The sequence below is a fragment of the Pelosinus baikalensis genome (assembly GCF_020819555.1).
Classification (GTDB): domain Bacteria; phylum Bacillota; class Negativicutes; order DSM-13327; family DSM-13327; genus Pelosinus; species Pelosinus baikalensis.
This window is the reverse complement of the sequence record NZ_JAJHJB010000107.1, coordinates 1-1,917: the sequence shown is the minus strand read 5'-3', so window position 1 is coordinate 1,917 and position 1,917 is coordinate 1. Positions and strand designations below refer to the sequence as shown.

The following is a 1,917-nucleotide window of genomic DNA, read 5'->3' as shown; positions in this document are numbered from 1 at the left end:
TAGGTGCGCCCAGCATGGGCGCTTACTAGTCGGTGAAAGTCCGATACGGGGGTTGATAGTGCCAACCGTTAGCTCAAGACAAGGGTGTCCACCGCGAGGTGGAATCTGAAGGAAGTCGGCGGCAAAGCTCTGGTCTGAGGAACACGAACTACATATAAGGCATATGTCCGCTGGGTGAGTTTGCCTAACAAAACAAAGCCCTAAACTATTCGAAGCGGACGGTGTAAATGTAGCAGATAGATGGAGTGAAAGTAAGCGTTCTTACCTGGGGAGATCTGACAGACAAGCTGTGGACATAGACTTGGAAACGGCAACCCATGCAGTGATGTATGGCTGAACTGTCAGAAGTCAGCAGAGGCCATAGTACCATAGCGGATATATACGCTGTGGGAAGGACTGAACAATAGGAGGTTTTGGAATTTTGAGAGACACGATGAAATGCGTTGAAAGCAGACAACTTCAAAAAGAAGGCTGCCTACAGGAGATAAGAGTGGAACTCAGAGGTAATGTAGGAGTGCAGAGTATTTCATCCACGTCAGAAAAAGGAAGAAACGATGTCAATGAATATGCCAGTAGACTGCTTGAGGAAATCCTTGCCCCAAGTAATATGAATTTAGCATATGAAAAGGTGAAGGCAAATAAAGGGAGTCATGGAGTTGATGGAATGACAGTAAATGAACTTTTACAATTCCTAAAACAAAATGGCAAGCAGCTCAGACAGTCTCTGCTGGAAGGAAAATATAAACCACAACCTGTCAGAAGGGTAGAAATACCAAAAGCAGATGGTGGAGTAAGATTGCTAGGAATACCTACTGTAGTAGATAGAGTAATTCAACAATCCATAGCTCAAATACTAAGCCCTATATATGAGCAAAAATTCTCGAAAACCAGCTACGGATTCAGACCTAACAAAAGTGCAAAAGATGCAGTATTAAAATGTAAGGAATACATCGATGCAGGTTACAAATGGGCTGTAGACATTGACCTTGCCAAGTATTTTGATACCGTAAATCATGACAAACTAATGCGCCTGCTGTCGGAGACCATTAAAGATGGTCGCGTATTATCGCTGATACGAAAATATTTACAATCAGGAGTCATGATAAATGGAACGGTAGAAGAAACAGCAGTCGGTTGCCCTCAAGGGGGCAATTTGTCTCCACTTTTGAGCAACGTTATGTTAAATGAGTTGGATAAAGAGCTTGCTCAGAGGGACTTAAAGTTTTGTCGTTATGCGGATGATGAGAACATATATGTCAAAAGCAAAAAATCAGCAGAGCGAGTTATGGCAAGTATTACTCGATTTATTGAAGAAAAGCTAAAGCTTAGAGTCAATAAAGAAAAGAGTGCAGTTGATAGACCATGGAAACTGAAATTTTTAGGATTCTCGTTCTACCACAAGAAAGGTGGAACTGGAATTCGGGTGCATCCAAAAGCTGTTGAGAAGTTTAAGCAAAAGCTTAAAGAGATAACAGGGAGAAGCAAGAGTATGAGTATGGAGCAAAGAATGGAGAAGCTCAGACAGTGCATAATCGGCTGGGTGAACTACTTTAATATGGCAGATATGAATAAACTTGCGAAAACGTTGGATAAGTGGCTCAGAAGAAGGATTAGGATGTGCTTCTGGAAACAATGGAAGAAAATCAAGACCAAGCATGATAATCTTGTGAAGTTGGGTATTGCCAAGCACAAGGCATGGGAATATGCCAATACAAGAAAGAGCTACTGGCATACAGCCAATAGCCCAATTCTTTCAAGAGCACTAACCAACGAATATCTAAAGAAAATAGGTTTCGTATCAATCAGTGAAAGATATTCATTAGGACATTAATTCTATTGAACCGCCGTATACCGATCGGTACGTACGGTGGTGTGAGAGGTCGCTGGATAAAATAATTATTCAGCTCCTACTCGATT

Annotated in this window: 1 protein-coding gene; it reads left to right on the top strand. The window is 41.7% G+C overall.

From position 1 onward, the window contains the following. The first annotated feature begins 421 nt into the window (after positions 1-421). Positions 422-1,831, top strand: a complete 1,410-nt coding sequence (gene ltrA, locus LMF89_RS25260; protein WP_229537571.1) for a group II intron reverse transcriptase/maturase — start codon at positions 422-424, stop codon at positions 1,829-1,831. Positions 1,832-1,917 lie beyond the last annotated feature (86 nt).